Annotated in this window: 15 protein-coding genes; 6 read left to right on the top strand and 9 right to left on the bottom strand. The window is 62.2% G+C overall.

The window, feature by feature from the left end; all coding sequences use genetic code 11:
- Nucleotides 1–42: 42 nt before the first annotated feature.
- From OO258_RS15495 to OO258_RS15485, 3 genes are all read right to left on the bottom strand, one after another.
- Nucleotides 43–876 carry an amidohydrolase family protein gene (locus OO258_RS15495; protein WP_266031388.1) on the bottom strand — a complete coding sequence of 278 codons (834 nt, stop codon included), beginning with the start codon at nt 874–876 and terminating at the stop codon, nt 43–45.
- 24 nt (nt 877–900) lie between these two features.
- A complete protein-coding gene (locus OO258_RS15490) occupies nt 901–2,175 on the bottom strand; it encodes an MFS transporter (protein WP_266031386.1) in 1,275 nt (424 codons plus the stop codon).
- Between the two features lie 95 nt (nt 2,176–2,270).
- Nucleotides 2,271–3,002: a GntR family transcriptional regulator gene (locus OO258_RS15485; RefSeq protein WP_266031384.1), complete on the bottom strand. Its 732-nt coding sequence runs from the start codon at nt 3,000–3,002 to the stop codon at nt 2,271–2,273.
- 205 nt (nt 3,003–3,207) lie between these two features.
- On the opposite strand from OO258_RS15485, the gene OO258_RS15480 reads away from it, so the two are divergent.
- Complete coding sequence (locus OO258_RS15480; protein WP_266031382.1) at nt 3,208–4,386, top strand: MFS transporter; 1,179 nt, start codon at nt 3,208–3,210, stop codon at nt 4,384–4,386.
- Nucleotides 4,387–4,512: 126 nt separating this feature from the next.
- Entirely contained in the window at nt 4,513–7,989 is a 3,477-nt protein-coding gene (locus tag OO258_RS15475) for a PAS domain-containing hybrid sensor histidine kinase/response regulator (RefSeq protein WP_266031380.1), read from the top strand.
- Here the strand turns inward: OO258_RS15475 and rmuC are convergent.
- Nucleotides 7,961–9,334, bottom strand: coding sequence for a DNA recombination protein RmuC (gene rmuC, locus OO258_RS15470; protein WP_266031537.1), 1,374 nt, complete (start codon nt 9,332–9,334; stop codon nt 7,961–7,963). The genes OO258_RS15475 and rmuC overlap by 29 nt on opposite strands.
- Nucleotides 9,335–9,519: 185 nt before the next feature.
- Nucleotides 9,520–9,939, bottom strand: a complete 420-nt coding sequence (locus tag OO258_RS15465; protein WP_266031379.1) for a tetratricopeptide repeat protein — start codon at nt 9,937–9,939, stop codon at nt 9,520–9,522.
- A 948-nt stretch (nt 9,940–10,887) separates the two neighbouring features.
- Here OO258_RS15465 and OO258_RS15460 point away from each other — a divergent pair.
- From OO258_RS15460 to OO258_RS15450, 3 genes are all read left to right on the top strand, one after another.
- Nucleotides 10,888–11,112, top strand: a complete 225-nt coding sequence (locus OO258_RS15460) for a hypothetical protein (protein WP_110745620.1) — start codon at nt 10,888–10,890, stop codon at nt 11,110–11,112.
- Between the two features lie 249 nt (nt 11,113–11,361).
- A complete protein-coding gene (locus tag OO258_RS15455) occupies nt 11,362–11,844 on the top strand; it encodes a hypothetical protein (protein WP_266031376.1) in 483 nt (160 codons plus the stop codon).
- Between the two features lie 147 nt (nt 11,845–11,991).
- On the top strand, nt 11,992–13,257 hold the full coding sequence (locus OO258_RS15450) for an OmpP1/FadL family transporter (RefSeq protein WP_266031374.1): 1,266 nt from the start codon (nt 11,992–11,994) through the stop codon (nt 13,255–13,257).
- A 42-nt stretch (nt 13,258–13,299) separates the two neighbouring features.
- On the opposite strand, the gene OO258_RS15445 is transcribed toward OO258_RS15450, so the two are convergent.
- On the bottom strand, nt 13,300–14,229 hold the full coding sequence (locus tag OO258_RS15445; protein WP_266031372.1) for a LysR family transcriptional regulator: 930 nt from the start codon (nt 14,227–14,229) through the stop codon (nt 13,300–13,302).
- A 114-nt stretch (nt 14,230–14,343) separates the two neighbouring features.
- On the opposite strand from OO258_RS15445, the gene OO258_RS15440 reads away from it, so the two are divergent.
- Nucleotides 14,344–14,604, top strand: a complete 261-nt coding sequence (locus tag OO258_RS15440; RefSeq protein ID WP_266031370.1) for a DUF2798 domain-containing protein — start codon at nt 14,344–14,346, stop codon at nt 14,602–14,604.
- Between the two features lie 869 nt (nt 14,605–15,473).
- Here OO258_RS15440 and OO258_RS15435 read toward each other — a convergent pair.
- From OO258_RS15435 to OO258_RS15425, 3 genes are all read right to left on the bottom strand, one after another.
- Entirely contained in the window at nt 15,474–16,025 is a 552-nt protein-coding gene (locus tag OO258_RS15435; protein WP_266031368.1) for a glutathione peroxidase, read from the bottom strand.
- Between the two features lie 186 nt (nt 16,026–16,211).
- On the bottom strand, nt 16,212–16,334 hold the full coding sequence (locus tag OO258_RS15430) for a hypothetical protein (RefSeq protein ID WP_256590639.1): 123 nt from the start codon (nt 16,332–16,334) through the stop codon (nt 16,212–16,214).
- Nucleotides 16,331–17,533, bottom strand: a complete 1,203-nt coding sequence (locus tag OO258_RS15425) for an MFS transporter (protein ID WP_416309209.1) — start codon at nt 17,531–17,533, stop codon at nt 16,331–16,333. Before OO258_RS15425 ends, OO258_RS15430 begins: the two co-directional genes overlap by 4 nt.
- Nucleotides 17,534–17,552 lie beyond the last annotated feature (19 nt).

The following is a 17,552-nucleotide window of genomic DNA, read 5'->3' as shown; positions in this document are numbered from 1 at the left end:
TGGGAAATGCACCCGCTGGCAAGCACCGGCACAGGCGCTACCTCATTCGAAGCCGAACAGCACCCGCGCAGTATCCACCAACAGCGCCTGGCGCAACTCCGCCGAGCAGCCCAGCGCCTCGAACTGTTGCACTGCAGTGCCGAAGCTTACTGCCGATTCATGCTGGGTATGCGGCCAGTCACTGCCCCACATCAGCCGCTCGGCACCGTAGTGCGCTTCCAGTGCACACAGCGCCGAACGGGCAAAGGCCAGGTTTTCTTCAGGCTCACCTTCCAGCCGGTAGATACCCGACACCTTCACCCACACCTTACCCTGCCCACCCAGGGTCAGCAGCTCGGCAAACCCAGGCTGCCCCAACCCACGGCGGGCATCGGGGCGGCCGAAATGGTCGATGACGATGTCCAGGCCATAGGGCTGCAACGCCCGCACCAGCGTCGGTATATCCGCCACCTGCCGATGCAGCTCCAAATGCCAGCCCAGCTCGCCAATACGTTCCAGCAGCGGCCGCCATTCGGCGCCGGCCAGGTTGGGCAGCGCCTGGCCCATGAGGTTAAGGCGTACACCGCGTACCCCCAGACGCGCCATGTGCTCAAGGGTTTCCCGCTCGACCTCACGCTCCAGCATCACCACCCCGCGCAGTTGCCCCGGCACGGTCTGCAGGGCACTGAGCAGGTAGCGGTTGTCGGTACCGAGGAAGCTGGGCTGCACCAGCACACCATGGCTGAAACCATGGACCAGCAACTGGCCCAGGTAGTCACCCAGCGGCGCGTCGTAGCCGGGCGCATAACGCCGTTCGCTGGCCAGGTTCAGCCCACGGCTGAACACGTGGGCGTGGCTGTCGATGGCGGTCAGGGGTAAATCGGAAGCGTCAGGCATGGTTCTCATACAAGCAAAGTCAGGTTACTTTGCAGCCGCGCCGGCCATTTCCGGTGCGGGTGCAGTTTCAAGGTTGCGGCCTCGGGTTTCCGGCAGGCACAAGGCGGCGATCACGGCCACGCCGTAGGCGATGCCGGCGTCGATGCCGATGGCACTGCCCAGCGACATCGACTCGCTCATGTGGCCGACCAGGAACGGGAATACCGCCGACAGCACACGGCCGAAGTTGTAGCAGAAGCCCACACCGGCGCCGCGCACTTCGGCCGGGTACAGTTCGTTGAAGAACGCGCCCAGGCTGGCCGGGATACCGGCAGCGAAGAAGCCCAGCGGGAAGCCCAGGAACAGCATCTGGGTATTGCTCAGCGGGAAGAACACATAGGCCTGCACGGTCAGTACGCAGCACAGGGCGAACAGCAAGATGTTCTTGCGCCGGCCGATTCGGTCGATCAGCATGCCGCTGACCACGCAGCCGCACCAGAAGGCCAGGATGATCACTGCCAGGTAGCCGCCGGAGTTAAGCACCGACAGGTTGCGCTCGGTTTTGAGGAACGTCGGCAGCCAGGTCATTACCGCGTGGTAACCGCCGTGGGCACCCAGGCCGAGCAAGCCGCCAAGCAGGGTTACGCGCAGCAGTTCTGGGCGGAAGATGCCAGCCATCGACTGGAGGAAGCTGGTGGGGATGGCGTTTTCCTTCTGCAGGCGCTGGAAGCTATCCGGCTCAGGCACATTGCGGCGCACCCAGATGATCAGCAGCGACGGCAGCAGACCAACGAAGAACATCACCCGCCAGGCGAACTCCTGCGGCACCAGCGAGTAAATCAGCGTGAACAGCGCCACCGCCAAGCCCCAACCCACGGCCCAGGCACTCTGCACCGTACCCATGACCTTGCCGCGGTATTTCGGGTTGATGGTCTCGGCCATCAGCACCGCGCCGGCGGCCCATTCGCCACCAATGCCGAAACCTTGCATGGCCTTGACGAACAGCAGCGGGTAGAAGCCGGTGACGAATGCCGAAAGAAAGGTGAAGAACGAGAACCAGAGGATCATCCATTGCAGGGTCCGCACGCGGCCGTAGCGGTCGGACAAGGTGCCACCCAGCCAGCCGCCGATTGCCGAGGTCACCAGGGTCAGGCCACTGATCAGGCCCGCGTCGCCCTTGGTCAGGGAGAACGCAGCGATCAGCGCGGGGATGGCCAGGCCGAACATCTGTACTTCCAGCGCGTCGAGCGACCAGCCGCCGAAGCAGGCCCAGAACGTCTTGCGTTCCCGTGAGGTGATCTGGCGATACCAGCTGAACATGATTGTTATCCTTCTAGTCGTGGGTGTAACGGGCAGGCGAAGCCACTGCGCCGTGGCAGCACGGCGCAGGCAGGTAAAAGGGTGACGCGACCGGTTTAGCGAATGTCGATGCGGTAGCGGAAGTGCTGCGCATGCCCGCGCGAGCGGCGCCATTCCAACGGTTTGCCGGCGTAGTCCCGGGCCAGGCGCTCGATCACCACCACCGGGCTGTCGGCCGGCAGTTGCAACAAGCGGCCATGCACCGCGTCGACCGCTTCGGCGGTCAGGGTCTCTTCGGCGTAGGCGACCACCTGACCGCACAGCGCTTCGTAGATCGGGTACAGCAGTGGGCCCTTGCTGTTCAGATCCACGTCCAGCAGCGGCTGGAAGGTTTGGCGCGGCAGCCAGATTTCTTCAGCCAGCACCGGCTGGGCGCCGAGCAGACGGGTGCGAACGATGCGGATCACTTCTGCCTCCCCCGCCAGGCCCAATGCCTCGGCCACCGCCGAAGGCGCCGGAAGCGACTCGATGGAGAGAATGCGGCTTTCCGGCACTATGCGCTCGCCATTGGCGGCCTCGAAACGGAAGAAGCGGAACAGCGACGACTGGAACTGTGGGCGGCGAATGAAGGTGCCTCGGCCCTGCTGGCGCTCCAGCACGCCTTCGGCCACCAGTACATCGACGGCCTTGCGCACGGTGCCGATCGACATGTCGAACTCGGTAGCCAGGGCTGCTTCGGTCGGGATCGCTTCCCCCGGACGCCAGCGATTGTTGGCAATTTGCCCGACCATGTGGTCGCGCAGTTGTTGGTAGCGGGGCAGTCGAGCATCACCGGTCAATGGGTGCATGGGTCTCGCTCTCGTCTTGTTATATAAACATATATATGAATTTTTCGTGAGTATTCCCCGAGCCTGACGGGCTGTCAATCCTCCGCCTGTCGCCCATTTGCCCGTGAGGCGGCCTGGTGTCGCGAGTGGCTGCCCCGGTGCTGCTGCAATTACCGCATGTGGCTTATGCTTGTGCTCGGCAAACCCGCACAACAAGGACGTGGCAATGCTCGCCGCCATAAAACGCTACCCGCACACCGTTCGCCTGCTGCTCACCACCACCTTCACGCTTACCGTCGCCCGCGCCCTCACCCTGCCCTACCTGGTGGTTTACCTGGCTGACAATTTCCAGCTGCCGATCAGCCAGATCGGCCTGCTGATCGGTGGCGCGCTGATCGTCGCCTCGCTATTGAGTCTGTATGGTGGCCATCTGGTCGACAGCTTGAGCAACCACACGCTGGTCAGCGCCAGTACCCTGCTGTTCGCCCTGGCCTTCGTCGGCGCGGTCGCCAGCCGTTCGGCGCTGCCGTTCTTCTTTTGCCTGGTGTTGATCAACCTGGCCCTGGCGGTGGTCGACATCGCCGCCAAAGCGGGCTTCTGCGCGTTACTGCCGGTCGGTGAGCGGGCCGAGGTATTCGCCATCAAGTACACCCTCAGCAACGTCGGCTATGCCGCCGGCCCGTTGCTGGGCGTGGTCATGCTTGAACTGAACGACCATGTGCCGTTCCTCGCCTCTGCCCTGCTTGGCCTGGCCATGTGCCTGGCTTATTGGCGCCTTGGTGATCGCAGCCTGCAGGCAAGCGCGCCGGACAAACCCGCGGCCGGCTTCGGCCAAGTGGCGCTGGGGCTGATGCGGGATCGTCGGCTGGTGTGCTTTACCGTGGGTGGGGTGCTGAGCGCGGTGGTGTTCGGCCAGTTCACCGCCTACCTGTCCCAGTACCTGGTGGTGACCAGCAACCCAACCGAAGCCGCACGGCTGATCGGCTATCTGGTCACCACCAACGCCGTGACGGTCATTGCCTTGCAGTACCTGATTGGCCGGCGTATCAGCCGCCAGCGTCTGATGCCGTGGCTGTTGGCCGGCATGGGCCTGTTCATCGCCGGCTTGCTGGGTTTTGCGCTGGCGGGCTCGGTGCTGGCCTGGTGCCTGGCGATGCTGGTGTTCACCTTGGGCGAAATCATCGTGATCCCAGCCGAGTACATGTTCATCGACCTGATCGCACCGGAGCACTTGCGCGGGGTGTATTACGGCGCGCAGAACCTGTCCAACCTGGGGGCGGCACTGGGGCCGGTGATGGTGGGGTTCGCACTGGTACACCTGTGGCCAGGGGCGGTCTTCTACCTGCTGGTGTTGTCGGTGATACTGGCAGGGGTGTTCTATTGGTTGGGGACCCGCAGGGGTTGATGTTGCCTGTTCCGGCCTATTCGCGGGTGAACCCGCTCCTACAACCATCGTCGGCGCTGACGAAGCGGCACGCGCGTGCCAGACTGACTGATCGGGACCGCGTTATCTTTTTGCTTCGGAGTCTTCATGTCGTTGTCCAGCGGGCTGATCGCCGTGGTCGCCCTGGCCTATATGGCCGTCATGTTCGCCATCGCCTTCTATGGCGACCGCCGCAGCACGCCGTTGCCGCCGAAGCTGCGTGCCTGGGTGTACAGCCTTTCGCTGGCCGTGTACTGCACCAGCTGGACCTTCTTCGGCGCTGTCGGCCAGGCCGCCGAACAGCTGTGGGCGTTTCTGCCGATCTACCTGGGCCCGGTGCTGCTGATGGTCTTCGCACCTTGGGTGCTGCAGAAGATGGTGCTGATCAGCAAGCAGCAGAACATCACCTCGATCGCTGACTTCATCGCTGCGCGCTACGGCAAGTCGCAAAGCCTGGCCGTGGTGGTGGCGCTGATCTGCCTGGTCGGCGTGCTGCCGTACATCGCCCTGCAGCTCAAGGGCATCGTGCTGGGCGTGAACCTGCTGATCGGCGCCAACGCCGATGCCACCGGCACCCGTGTTCAGGACACCGCACTGGTGGTGTCGCTGGTGCTGGCGCTGTTCGCCATCGTCTTCGGTACCCGCAGCCTCGACGTGACCGAGCACCACCGCGGCATGGTCCTGGCAATTGCCTTCGAATCGCTGATCAAGCTGCTGGCGTTCCTTGCCGTGGGCATTTTCATCGTCTTCAACCTGTATGACGGTTTCGATGACCTGTTCAGCCAGGCGCGCCAGTCGATCCACTTGCAGGACTACTGGCAGGAAACCATCAACTGGCCGTCGATGGTGGTGCAGACCGCCGTGGCGATGATGGCGATCATCTGCCTGCCGCGGCAGTTCCACGTCACCGTGGTGGAGAACATCGAAGCGCAGGACATGCGCCTGGCGCGTTGGGTATTCCCGATGTACCTGGCGCTGGCCGCGCTGTTCGTGGTGCCGATTGCCCTGGCCGGGCAGATGCTGCTGCCGGGCACGGTGATTTCCGATTCGTTCGTCATCAGCCTGCCGCTGGCCGAGGCACACCCTAGCCTGGCCCTGCTGGCGTTCATCGGCGGCGCCTCGGCGGCCACCGGCATGGTTATCGTCGAAGCCGTGGCGCTATCGACCATGGTCTCCAACGACATGCTGCTGCCCTGGTTGCTGCGCCGCAATAACGCCGAGCGGCCGTTCGAAGCGTTCCGCCACTGGATGCTCTCGGTACGCCGGGTAACCATCGTGGTGATCTTGCTGCTGGCGTATGTCAGTTACCGCTTGCTGGGTTCCACCGCCAGCCTGGCGACCATCGGCCAGATCGCCTTTGCCGCCGTGACCCAATTGACCCCGGCCATGCTCGGCGCGCTGTACTGGAAACAGGCCAACCGCCGTGGTGTGTTCGCTGGCCTGGCCGCTGGCATTTTCCTCTGGTTCTACACCCTGGTACTGCCGATTGCAGCACACAGCCTGGGCTGGTCGCTGCAGCTGTTCCCAGGGCTGGCGTGGTTGCACGGCAACCCGCTGAATCTGCCGATCAGCCCGCTGACACAGGGCGTGGTGCTGTCGCTGGCGGGCAATTTCACCCTGTTCGCCTGGGTGTCGGTGCTGTCACGCACACGGGTTTCCGAGCATTGGCAGGCCGGCCGCTTCATCGGCCAGCAAACCAGCGCGCGGCCCAGCAGCAAGCCGCTGCTGGCGGTGCAGATCGACGACCTGCTGACCCTGGCTTCGCGCTTTGTCGGCGAGGAGCGCGCACGGCAGAGTTTCATCCGCTTCGCCTACCGGCAGGGCAAGGGTTTCAACCCTAACCAGAACGCCGACGGCGACTGGATCGAACACACCGAACGCCTGCTGGCCGGGGTGCTCGGCACTTCATCGACCCGCGCCGTGGTCAAGGCTGCCATCGAAGGCCGCGACATGCAGCTGGAGGACGTTGTCCGCATCGCAGACGAAGCCAGCGAAGTGCTGCAGTTCAACCGCGCCTTGCTGCAAGGGGCCATCGAAAACATCAACCAGGGCATCAGCGTGGTCGACCAGAACCTGCATTTGGTGGCCTGGAACCGCCGCTACCTGGAACTGTTCAACTATCCGGACGGGCTGATCAGCGTGGGCCGGCCCATTGCCGACATCATCCGCTACAACGCTGAACGCGGGCTGTGCGGCCCGGGCGAGGCCCAGGTGCACGTGGCGCGGCGCCTGCACTGGATGCGCCAGGGGCGCGCACACTCTTCGGAGCGCCTGTTCCCCAACGGCCGGGTGATCGAACTGATCGGCAACCCGATGCCCGGCGGCGGCTTCGTCATGAGCTTTACCGACATCACCCCGTTCCGCGAGGCCGAACAGGCCCTGCGTGATTCCAACGAAGGCCTGGAGCAACGGGTGGCAGAGCGCACCCACGAGCTGTCGCAACTGAACCAGGCATTGTCCGAAGCCAAGAGCCAGGCCGAAGCGGTGAGCAAGTCCAAGACCCGCTTCCTGGCCGCAGTCAGCCATGACCTGATGCAGCCGCTGAACGCCGCGCGGCTGTTCTCCGCGGCCTTGTCGCAACAGGCCGAGGGCATGAACGAAGAGGCCCAGCAGTTGGTGCAGCACATGGACAGTTCGCTGCGCTCGGCCGAAGAGCTGATCAGCGACCTGCTGGACATCTCGCGCCTGGAGAACGGCAAGATCACCCCGGATGCCAAGCCATTCGCCCTCAACGAACTGTTCGACACCCTGGGCGCCGAGTTCAAGCTGCTGGCTGCCGAGAAGGGCCTGGAATTCCGCCTGCGTGGCAGCCGCCTGCGGGTGGACAGCGACATGAAACTGCTGCGCCGGGTGTTGCAGAACTTCCTCACCAACGCCCTGCGCTACGGCAAGAGCCCGATTCTGCTAGGGGTGCGCCGCCAGGGCGAACGCCTGTGGCTGGAGGTATGGGACCGTGGCCCAGGCATCGCCGACGACAAGCTGCAGGTGATCTTCCAGGAGTTCAAGCGCCTGGACAGCCACCAGACCCGCGCCGAAAAAGGCCTGGGCCTGGGCCTGGCGATCGCCGATGGCCTGTGCCGGGTGCTCGGCCACCCACTGGAAGTGCGTTCGTGGCCAGGCAAGGGCACAGTGTTCCGTGTCAGCGTGCCGATTGCCCGCCAGGCGGCCCCGGCACCGAGCGCGCCGGTAGAGCAAGTCGGCCAGCCGCTGGCCGGGTTGCAGGTGCTGTGCGTGGACAACGAAGACAGCATCCTGATCGGCATGAACAGCCTGCTCAGCCGCTGGGGCTGCCAGGTGTGGACCGCGCGCAACCAGGCCGAATGCGAAGCCTTGCTGGCCAAGGGCATGCGCCCGCACCTGGCGCTGGTGGACTATCACCTGGACGACGGGGAGACTGGCACCGGGCTGATGGGCTGGTTGCGGGCACGGCTGGGTGAGCCAGTGCCAGGGGTGGTGATCAGTGCCGACGGCAGCAAGGAAACCATCGCCCTGGTGCACGCATCAGGCCTGGATTACCTCGCCAAGCCGGTCAAGCCTGCGGCCCTGCGCGCCATGCTCAACCGCCATCTGAGCCTGGCTCAGTAACCGCTTCGTCGGGCAGCGCCTCGTCGGATAGCGCCCGCTCCAGCAGGTCGGCCGGCAGGCTCTTGCTGGCTCGGGCGCCCAGCAACTTCAGTTGTTCACTGCGGCTGACCAGGTTGCCGCGCCCTTCACAGAGCTTGTTGCGCGCCGCAGCGTAGGCCTTGTCCACCTGTTGCAGGCGACTGCCCAGCTCGTCCAGGTCCTGGATGAACAGCACGAACTTGTCGTACAGCCAACCGGCGCGCTCGGCGATTTCCCGGGCGTTCTGGCCCTGGCGTTCCTGCTTCCACAAGCTGTCGATCACCCGCAAGGTGGCGAGCAAGGTGGTCGGGCTGACAATCACGATCTGCCGGTCGAAGGCTTCCTGGAACAGGTTCGGCTCGGCCTGCAAGGCTGCCGAGAAGGCTGCCTCGATTGGCACGAACAGCAGCACGAAGTCCAGGCTGTGCAGCCCTTCGAGGCGGTTATAGTCCTTGCTCGAAAGGCCTTTGACGTGGCTGCGCAGCGATTGCACATGCTGCTTCAGCGCGGCCTCGTCGTTACCGGCAACGAACTGCTGGTACGCGGTAAGGCTGACCTTCGCGTCCACCACCACCTGCTTGTCACCAGGCAGCATGATCAGCACATCGGGCTGGAAACGCTCACCATCGGCGCTCTTCAGGCTGACCTGGGTCTGGTACTCGCGCCCTTTTTCAAGGCCGGCATGCTCAAGCACCCGCTCAAGGATCAGCTCGCCCCAGTTGCCCTGGGTTTTCTGACCTTTCAGGGCCTGAGTGAGGTTGGTGGCTTCGTCGGACAGGCGCAGGTTGAGCTGTTGCAGGCGCTCGAGCTCCTTGCCCAACGAAAAGCGCTCGCGGGCTTCCTGCTGGTAGCTCTCCTCCACGCGTTTCTCGAACGACTGGATGCGTTCTTTGAGCGGGTCCAGCAGCTGGCCGAGGTGCTGTTGGCTGGTCTGGGCGAAGCGCTGCTCACGCTCGTCGAAGATCTTGGTGGCCATGTCGGCGAACTGGGCACGCAGCGTGTCACGTGCCTCCTGCAGGTCTTCCAGGCGCTGCTGGTGGCTTTCCTGTTGCTCGCGCAGTTCGGCGTCCAGGCGAGCGGTTTGGGCCTCCAGGCGGCGCAGCTCGGCTTCACGGTTGGCGCGCTCAAGGTGCCAGGCGTGTGCGGCATCACGGGCGTTGTCGCGGTCGATCTGCAGCAGCTCCAGTTCACGGCCCTGGGCGGCCAGCTGGGCCTGCTTGACGGCGTTGGCCTCACTGAGGTCGCTGACTTCATCGCGGCTGGCATCCAGTTGCGCCTGCAAGCCGGCTTGGGCCAACTGGGCAGCGTTGAGGCGTTCCTCAAGCAAGGCCTGCTCGCCTTGCCGGGCGCCCTGGCGGCGCTGCACCTGCATGATCCAACCCAGGCAGGGTAATGCGCCTGCCACCAAGCCCAGCAGTATGCTGGCCAGATCCACTGTCATGCTTACCCCGATGCTCTGATGCGAATTGAGTGCAGCTTATCAGCCTGACGGGTGTGTTGCCTGTAGCTACCTTAGCCAGGAAACCACTGCCGCAGCAGCCGCCGCGCGTCCTGCGAGCCCTGCCCTGCCGCCAGTTCCAGCCAGTAGCGGGCCTGTTCAGGCTCGCTCTGCTGGCACAGCTGCGCATATTCCAGCTGCGCCCGCCAGTCACCGGCACGGGCCGCCTGGCGTAGCAACTCATGACCAATGCGCCGGTCGCGGGCATTGCCGCAATCACGGCACAGCATCTGCCCAAGGCGGCTTTGCGCCACCACCACGCCCTGGCGAGCGGGTTGCTTCAACAGGCGCCCAGCCAAGTGCTTGACTTGCGGCTTGTCACCCAGGCGCGGGCTGTCGAGCAGCCACAAGGCTACCTTCAATGAAAAACGCTTCGCGGGAGGGGCATGGGTCGATACAGCGGGACTGGCGAGGTGTTTACTGCGGAACTTCATGAGCAACAGGTTTGGCGACTCGAAAGGCGCGCCACTCTACTCTTTTTTTTTCGCCCTGACCTGTCGATTTCTGGGGGATTGAAAAAAAATTTCGATGATCTTTTCTTGACGTTTCCAGGTGGATGACCAACCGGTCCGTTAGCGCATGTCGATTGTCGGACAGTTCCCTCGGCTGCTGGCACGCCCGTGCTAGAGCAAGTGCCAGGGACAATCCACAGTTCCTGTGGATAACTCGGTGGACAACCCCCTCGCATACCCCGCAAACCCCCGTGAAATGGGGGCCTTGGTCAAACTGACGATTTTTTCACCAGCTGAAAATAGTGTTTTTTTTCATTGACTTAACCACCCAGTCAAGGCATTGGCGAGACCGACCTGGGGTGTTGCCAAGCCGTTACAAGCGCCGCCCCAAATGTGAACAAGTGCACCAATAACATTCAGTTGAGTGCACGAACAGGGCACATCAGCGCGGATATGGGCCATTTGCCCCTCTTCCCAGCGGCGCAGATACGCGCCATACTGCGCGGCTACCCTCTACGAACGTAGCGCTTGCCAACCACCTGCATTTAAGGTAAGGTGCGCCTCGTTAGTACCAAGCTGAAAGTCAATTCTGGCCCCAATGTCCTTGCAGACGCCCTCCCCCCAAGAGTGGCCCTGCTGAAATCCGGACCGGCCCTTTCGATGATTCACTCGCCAGCCTTGCGCTGTTCAAGCACGAATCACCTTACAGATTGATCAGGATCCCACCCGACGGCCTAGAACCTTGGCCCCGGCGTGCTGCCTGCCCTCTGAAGTACCTACCAGTCAGCCCAGGCGCAAACCTTTGATCGCGCTCCCTCTGGCTGCCCTGTTCCAGTCAGGTTCGTTCGTCCCTTAATAAAGGCGTCACTGGAACGTTTCTATCATGCACGGATCATAACCCCCGTGTTTAAAGCAGGAACCTCCAACAATATGCAAACTCATCATCAAATTCAGGCTGCCATTGGCACCCTCTCCCAGGCCTTCTCGCCGCTGAAGTGCCTTATCGTTGCCCCACGCAAGGGCAGCTTCAGCTTCACCCTGGTAGACGAACACGGCGTCGCCTGCCACACCGAGCGCCTGTACCCTGAACAGTACAGCCGCACCGAACCGCTGCAGGCGGTGATCGCCCGGACCCGCCAGTCGCTCACCGCGTGAGTGGCGAATACCGCGGTATTCAAGCGCTGAATCGAGCCGTCTCGAGCCTGCCTGAACGTTCTTGGCGTAATTGCCTTAAGGCATATAGCCAAGGGCGTCCGGCAGCAATCGATTTAAAAACAGCCTTTTACACCACGATTATCACACTACACTTCAACTCGAGCGGTGCTTGCCGCTTCCGGCGGGCCTGATCATTCACCAGCTGCCAAGCTCCAGCGCCCGTCCGGCCCTTACTTGCTCGAGGGCATCATGGGTATTGCGGCGAATGAATTGTGTCAGTATGTGATCCGACCCACCCTGGTCTACCTGAACCGTCACTGCGCCAGCGCCGAAGCTTTGTTGCTGGGCATCGCCGCCAGCCAGTCGGCACTCGGCTCTGCCTTGCACGACCGGCGAGGGCACGGCCTTTACCGCATTGGCGAACATCGTCACCAGGCGCTCTGGGACGACTACTTGGCCCGTGACCCCGACCTGGCCAGCATGATCCGCGGCCTGGCCAGCCAGCACGCCTTCCTGGGCGGCCCGCATCTAGAGCTGACCGTCAACCTTCGCTACTCCACTGCCATTGCCTGGATGCTCGTCGAGGAGCAGTCCACGCCCTTGCCTGCGGCTGACGATTTGTTGGCGCTTGCGCGGATCTGGCGACAGATTTTCAACCCCCAAGGTCGCCTGCGCGACTTCATCAACGCTTGGCATACCTGCATAGATCGGAGATTGCCACAGGCATCTTAAGACGCGTCCTACAATAAAACCGGAAAAAAGGGAATTTTGGTCGGATTGTCCTACAAAAGCGCGCTAACTCCTGCGATTGAGGCTATAGCGCAGCGCGTGATTTGTTGGTAGCTTTTCGCCCCGGAGATCCCAAGGAGTTTTCTAATAATGAAAAAAGTAATGCTCAAAACCTCCCTCGGCGTAGCGATTGCGCTTGCTTCCAGCCAACTACTCGCCAGCGGCTTCGCGCTCAACGAACAGAGCATCAGCAGCATGGGGACAGGTTTCGCGGGACGTTCTTCTTCTGCCGATGATGCCAGCACCGTGTTTGGCAACCCGGCTGGCATGTCCCGCCTCAAGCGCGAACAGTTCACCGTGGGCGGCGCCGCCGTCATTGCCAAGTCCGACATCTCGGGCCCAGGCAGCAACCTCGGGGGGGAAACCGATGGTGACATGGTGCCTGTGGTTGGCGTGCCCATGGGCTACTACGTCAAGCCGATCGATGACCACTGGAGCGTAGGCTTCGGTGTCTATGTACCGTTCGGCCTGGTAACCGACTACGGCAGTGATGACGCCGCACGTTACTGGGGCAAGAAAAGCCACGTACAGGTTGTCACTTTCCAGCCGACTGTCAGCTATGCCTTCAACGACAAGGTCTCGATTGGTTTCGGCCCGACCATCAACCGCATCGAGGGCGAACTGGGCTCAAGCCTGATCAACCCGTTCAGCCCGGGCAGTAACGACGGCGAAGTCAAGATCAAGGGTGATGACACTGCCATTGGCTACAACATCGGTATCCTGGTCCAGGCCACCGACCGTACCCGCGTCGGCCTGACCTACCACTCGATGGTCGACTACAAGCTGGAGGGCAAGACCCGTGTCAGCACCCCGCTGATCGGGCCGTTCGACGGCGACAAGTTCGACGCCACGCTGAAGATCAAGACGCCGGAGTCTGTCGACCTTTCGGTTACCCACGAACTGGACGACCAGTGGACCCTGTACGCAGGCAGCACCTGGACGCGCTGGAGCCGCCTGGAGAACATCACCGTCCAGAACGATGTACCGGCACCATTGGCTGGTTCGGCGTTCGAGACCATCACCGAAGAGCAGAACTGGCATGACACCTGGGCCCACGCCATTGGTGCATCCTACAAGGTGAACAAGGAGTGGGTGCTGCGCACCGGCTTCACCGTCGACCAGTCGCCAACCAACAACCACGACCGTTCGCCACGCATCCCGACCGGTGACCGCAAGATCTTCAGCCTGGGTGCCGGCTGGAGCCCGAACGACGACATGACCATCGACGTGGCCTATTCCTATCTGTGGGAAGAGGACACCAAGGTCAATCAGGTCAGCGCAACCAAGGGTAGCTACCAGGCCAAGTACGAGAACAGCGCTCACGGTATCGGTGCATCCCTCACCTACCGTTTCTGATTCTTGTGCGTTGCAAGAAAAACCGCCTTCGTGGCGGTTTTTTCATTCCTGCACCTGCCAGCTATCACCCAGGCATTCGCGCAGGTAGTCCATGAACACTCGCACTTTCGTCGTCATGGCAAAACGGTCAGCCAAGCACAGATAGATGTCCATGGGTTCAGTCTGGGCGTAGGCCTGGCCACTGTCACTGAATTCGAACAATGGCACCAAGGCGCCAGAAGCCAAGTGCGGCCGCACGATGAACTCGGCCAGCCGGGTTATGCCTCCATCGTGGAGGGCCATCTGGGTAAGGGCGTCGATGTCATCGCTTATCAGCACGTTGCCAAATACTGGCTCAAAGCGCAGTCCGTCGCGCATGAATCCCCATCGCAGGAAGCGGCCGTCCACGGGGTAGCGGAACACCAGGCAGCGATGATCGCGCAAGGCCTCCGGTGTGGCCGGCTCACCGGCATTTTGCAGGTACCCGGGCGATGCACAGCAAATGAACGGGATGCGGGCGATGTGCCGGGCCAACAGCTGGTCTTCCAGTTGCGGTGCGATGCGCAAGCTCACGTCAACGTCTTCACGCGCATGGTTGACCCGGCGATCAGTCGTTACCAATTCTATCGAAAGCAGCGGATAGCGGGCGCTGAATGCGGGGATCAGTGGCGCCAGCACATGGCGGCCGAAGGCTGTCGTCGAGGCAATACAAAGCCGCCCCTGAGGTTCACTGTCCGGGGTGGTGACGGCTTGCTCGGCGAGGGCGAGGTCACGCTCTATATGGCTGACCCGCTGGTAATACTGAGTGCCAGCGGGTGTCAGGGCCATACTGCGTGTACTGCGGCTGAGCAGGCGCACCTGCAGGTGGCCTTCCAACCGGGCCAGGTTCTGGCTGACCGCCGCCGGGGTGAGACCCAGGTTGCGGGCGCCAGCGACGATGCTGCCGGCTTCAACCACCTTGATGAAGCAACGGATGGCGTTGAGCAGGTCCATGGGAAGGCTCGTGGATTCGTAAGAATTTCTTTATAAAGTACTCAATCCTGCTGGTCTACAGCTGCGACTACGCGCGTTGCTAACCTGCAGCTCCATCCATTTTCAGGAGCTTGCATGAACAACCTTTCCCAAGCGCGCAGCCGACGCAAATTGCACCCAGCCGCCACGCCCTACGTTTTCGCTTTTTACATGTCGTCGATCATGGCGCTGTTGATGTGTTTCGTGATCACTGCGGCGAATGCGGGGATTACCCCGGAGTACCTGAGCAATGTGCTGAAGGCTTATCAGTTGGCGATGCCGGTGGCGTTTGTTTGCGTGTTGGTGGTGCGGCCAGTGGTGGTGAGGCTGGTGGCGTGTACGGTGCATACGAAGTAACACAGCCCGCAAGAAACGCCGCTGTCTCGATCTCGATCTCGATCTCGATCTTGATCTTGATCTTGATCTTGATCTTGATCTTGATCTTGATCTTGATCTTGATCTTGATCTTCGCGACTTCAGGAGGCCGAACGCAGGCATTGCGGAGGCAGGTGACGGGCATGGATGCCCGTCAAGCGCTGAGGCCCCAGGATGGGGCCTTCGGCGCGGTCCTGCCGGGAGCAATGCCGGAGTGAGGGAACCCCGGAGCGCAGCGCAGGGGCCGGATGATGGGAGCGCAGCGTTTTTTGGTTACTTTTTGTCGCGTTTGACAAAAAGTGACTCGCCGTAAGGGCGAAAAGGTGAGTCAGAGTCGCCATCGCAACCGGCCTATGCGCGCCATCAAAACCAGCGCTTTCCGCTTTTCGCTTTCCGCTTTCCGCTTTTCGCTTTTCGCTTTCCGCCTCAAGGCGTGGGCATCAACATCACAGTCAACATTCATTTTCAAAGGCGGCGCGCAGTCACCTTTCCGCCCTTACGGCGGGTCACTTTTTGTCAAACGCGACAAAAAGTAACCAAAAAACGCTGGCTCCCATCATCCGGCCCCTACGCTACGCTCCGGGGTCCCCTCGCTACGGGCATGCTCCCGGGAGTACGCGCCGAAGGCCCCATCCATGGGGCCTCAGCGCTTGACGGGCATCCATGCCCGTCACCTCCCTCCGCATGCCCTTCGCTCGGCCTACTGAAGTCGCAACCTGTGTCGCCTGAACTATCGCGCACTTAGAAGCAGAATCAAAAACCGGAGCAAGAGCTAGAGCCAAAGCAAGCACCAGTAACCGGCAACCGGCAACCGGCAACCAGCAACCAGCAACCAGCAACCAGCAACCAGGTTACTGCTTCGAGGCGATAGCCTTTTCAATCGCTGCCCGGAACGCTGGATCATCCGGCTTGGTGAGGCTGGAGAAATTTCCGATCACCTTGCCCTTGCGATCCACAACATACTTGTAGAAATTCCACTTCGGCGCACTACTCTGGTTGGCCAGCTCGGCGAACAGCGGTATCGCATCTTTACCCCGCACCGGCTGGGTCTTGGTCATGGTGAAAGTAACGCCATAGTTGGCATAACAGACCTTCGCGGTCTTCTCGCTGTCGGCGTCTTCCTGCTTGAAGTCATTGGACGGCACGCCGAGCATCTCCAGGCCCTGCTCGTGATAGTGCTTGTAAGTCGCCTCAAGCCCCTCGAACTGCGGCGCAAACCCGCAGTAACTCGCAGTATTCACCACCACCAGCGGCTTGCCCGCAAACCGTTCGCACAGCTCGACCTGGCCCTTGCCCCGCAACTCCGGCAAGCTGCCCTGCAACAACGCCGGGCAATCGGCAGCCCAGCTCGATGCGCTGGCAAGTAACGCTAGCACCGGCACCGCAAACCCATGTGCACGCATGGTTCGTTCTCCCGCATTGAATCCTTGAACCTGCAGGGTAGCGCCAGAAGCACGCGAATGCCCACTTTGCGTTACGAACCCATAGCCGACGCATCGAGACATGTGGCCCGCACCACAACACTGAATGAGCGCTACCTCCGAGCAAAAGACCCGCTTCCGGGAGCCATGAAAAGGCGGCCCTATCGCCTAACAAACCCCCATGCCCAGTTGCATCAACGCCATCCCACCCCGGTGCCACCCCCACCACACCAGCGCCAATAGCGCCAGCGCAGCGACGGCCAGCAAGCCACGGGTCAGGTAGCGGTTCATGCGGCCTGTGCCTGCAGGCGGGCAACCGGGCGTTCGCGCACGGGCCAATTAAGGGCTGCAGCCAACAGGCTAAGCAGGATGGAAATTTGCCAGACCAAGTCGTAGCTGCCGGTACGGTCATACACGACCCCGCCCAGCCAGCCACCCAGGAAGGCACCCAGCTGGTGGAACAGGAACACGATACCGCCCAGCATGGACAAGTTGCGCACGCCGAACACCGTGGCCACGGTGCCATTGGTCAGCGGCACCGTGGAAAGCCACAAAAGGCCCATGGCGATGCCGAACAGATACGCACTGAACTCGCTCACCGGCGCCCACAGGAACAGCACGATCACCACCGCACGCAACAGGTACAGCCCGGTCAGCAAGCGCGGCTTGGACATGCGCCCGCCCAGCCAACCAGCGGTGAAGGTACCAACGATATTGAACAGGCCAACCAACGCCAGCACCGTGGTACCGGTAGTTGCGGCCAGGTGCTGGTCAACCAGGTAGGCCGGCAGGTGCACACCAATGAACACGACCTGGAAGCCACAGACAAAAAAGCCCAGCGCCAGCAACCAGAACCCCGAATGCGAGCAGGCCTCGCGTAGTGCCTGGCCCAGCGTCTGCTCGGTAGCACTACTGGGCAACGGGCGGTCACGCAGCAGGCCGACGAAGGGCACGATGAACGCCACCATCAACCCCAGCACCAGCAACGCTGCCGACCAGCCCAGCCACTGGATCAGGCCCAGGGTACCCGGCAGCATGGCGAACTGACCGAACGAGCCAGCGGCACTGGCGATGCCCATGGCCATGCTGCGCTTCTCGGCAGGCACTGCACGCCCGACTACGCCCAGAATGACCGAGAACGAGGTGCCGGAAAGGCCAATGCCGATCAGCAAGCCGGCACTCAGCGACAACGACCAGGCCGAGTCAGCCATGCCCATCAGGATCAGGCCGCCGGCATACAGAATGCCGCCAATGATCACTACCTTTGCCGCGCCCAGGCGGTCGGCCAGGGCACCCGCGAACGGCTGCGCCAGCCCCCAGATCAGGTTCTGCAAGGCAATTGCGAAGGCGAACACCTCGCGCCCCCAACCGAAATCGGCGCTCATGGGTGCCAGGAACAGGCCAAAGCCGTGCCGCACACCCAGGGACAGCGCCAGGATCAAAGCCGCCCCCAACAATACCCATCCGCTGGTACGCCACACCGAAGTCATTGTCGTTATCTCCAGCACA

Source organism: Pseudomonas sp. DCB_BI, assembly GCF_026240995.1.
Classification (GTDB): Bacteria; Pseudomonadota; Gammaproteobacteria; order Pseudomonadales; family Pseudomonadaceae; genus Aquipseudomonas.
The sequence above is the reverse complement of the archived record's forward strand: the minus strand, read 5'-3'. Positions and strand labels throughout refer to the sequence as shown.